This window comes from Ruegeria sp. R13_0 (genome assembly GCF_017743995.1).
Classification (GTDB): domain Bacteria; phylum Pseudomonadota; class Alphaproteobacteria; order Rhodobacterales; family Rhodobacteraceae; genus Ruegeria.
Genome location: NZ_JAGHRB010000045.1, coordinates 1 through 1,803 on the forward strand (window position 1 = coordinate 1; position 1,803 = coordinate 1,803).

Sequence of the window (1,803 nt, forward strand, 5' to 3'; positions counted from 1 at the left end):
GCCACCGCCGAGATCCAACCAACCACAGACTCATTTGCAAGCGACACCGAAACCAGACTGACAAGGATCAACCCAGGAAGCTCCTTCAGGATCCAGGAATGCTTGGACCGTCGAATCCATTGGCCGGCAACGAGCCCCGATATTCTGACCATTATCGTCGCTATCGCCAGCAATCCGATAAGATACAAATGAACCGAGGTCATGGATGCTCCTCCTGCAGAACTTTCTGAAGATAAATTGCGACTAATCCTGCGAAGGCACCGGCCAAAATTCCAAACGCGGAAGAGATGCCAATACTGCAGGTTCCCAAGGCGAATACTGCCGCGGTCAACCAGGGTAGCAACTGTGACTTTCTTTGCCATAGCCCATAAGTCATCGCTATGAATGCAGCCGTGAATGCAAAGCCAATTCCGTAGCGCTCTAGGCCAGGCAGCGCGTTTCCGACCGCAGCGCCCATCGTAGTGGACAAGACCCACACACCTATCATGACGAGGCCAGAACCATAAAGAAATGCCGCTCCAACATCGGGTGATCTTTCCCGTTGCGCCATCGTCAGTGCCCAGTTTTCATCACTGACCAAGTGGATGGCGAGTAGTTTTTGTTTGATGGAAAGACCGTCCAGGACCTCTGACAGAGACGCAACAATTGCAACATAGCGCAGATTGAGCGCCGCCCCCGCGATGATTGCTGCAATAACCGAGCCGGTTGTGGATAACTGTTCGACGGCAACGATCTGCGATGATCCTGCATATACGGAAGCACTGAGTACGCCCACACTCCACCAAGTGAAACCTGCTTGAGCAGCCAGAATCCCGAATGCGAATCCGTAGAATGATGCAGCCAGTGCAAGCGGCAGAACTGCAATCGCGCCGCGTTTCATGTGCGGACGCCTACACCGACGCGAAGCTTGGTTAGCCATAGCCGAAAAAGTACAAAAAAAGCACGTTTATCCCGGTTTCGAACTTTAGGTGGATTGTGTTTCGTTCCAACAATCATCCCGTTTGCCTCCTTCGTTTTGGCAAACAAGACCTAACAATTGCCGAAGCGGCGAACTCGCAAAACGCACTGCCATCGCACTAAAATCTCGCATACAATCGCGATCTCTGCGAGATTTCCGCAGTAGAGCCGTTTATTGGGTGTCGGATTATGGAAGAAGTTGATGAATTCGACAGGCGCATTCTTGCGCTTATGAAGGTGGACAGTCGTCGGACCGGCGATCAGCTTTCCGGCGATGTCGGATTATCTCCGGCTGCTTGTCTGCGACGCGTGCAGCGGTTGCGAAGAATTGGCGCAATCGAGAGAGAAGTTGCTATTGTTTCGCCAAAGCTAGAAGATCGCCCCCTGGTTATTGTAGTTCTCCTTTCAATCGATGGGCATAATCCAAAAACAATGGATGAATTCTGTCGCGACCTTCGAAAAAGCCCGACAGTGAACAGAATGCTTTGGGTTACGGGCGACGACGATATCGTCCTTATCCTGCATTGCTCTTCCATGACGGAATTTGACGAGTTCGTAACGGCCTATTTGAATGACAGCCCTGTATCCGGCTACAAAACACTGGTTTCGATGCGCGACTATAACGTATGGGACAAGCGGTGACAGGGTAGCCTTGGCCACACCGCGTGATGCCTTCCGTTGAAAAACCAAGACCAACGTTAAGGGCATGCTACGCCTAGATGCGATCAGATAGATCTATGTTGTGAAGCAAACCCATTGGCGTTGGCGCAAGCAATGTAGCGAAATGCGTGCAGTCCAGTTGCAGGAACTCGGCCGTCTATATAATGAAACCCGTAAACCAAGAAT

Annotated in this window: 3 protein-coding genes; 1 reads left to right on the forward strand and 2 read right to left on the reverse strand. The window is 51.4% G+C overall.

Translation table 11 applies throughout. From position 1 onward, the window contains the following. On the reverse strand, positions 1 to 203 hold a 203-nt coding region (locus J7394_RS22735), incomplete at its 3' end, for a branched-chain amino acid transporter (RefSeq protein WP_209256237.1). Then, positions 200 to 880 carry an AzlC family ABC transporter permease gene (locus tag J7394_RS22740; protein WP_209256238.1) on the reverse strand — a complete coding sequence of 227 codons (681 nt, stop codon included), beginning with the start codon at positions 878 to 880 and terminating at the stop codon, positions 200 to 202. The genes J7394_RS22740 and J7394_RS22735, both read right to left, overlap by 4 nt. Positions 881 to 1,146: 266 nt before the next feature. Between J7394_RS22740 and J7394_RS22745 the strand changes: the two genes are divergently transcribed. Further along, the gene (locus J7394_RS22745; RefSeq protein WP_209256239.1) at positions 1,147 to 1,599 is read left to right on the forward strand and encodes an Lrp/AsnC family transcriptional regulator; all 453 of its coding nucleotides are present in this window, start codon (positions 1,147 to 1,149) and stop codon (positions 1,597 to 1,599) included. The last annotated feature ends 204 nt before the right edge of the window (positions 1,600 to 1,803 follow it).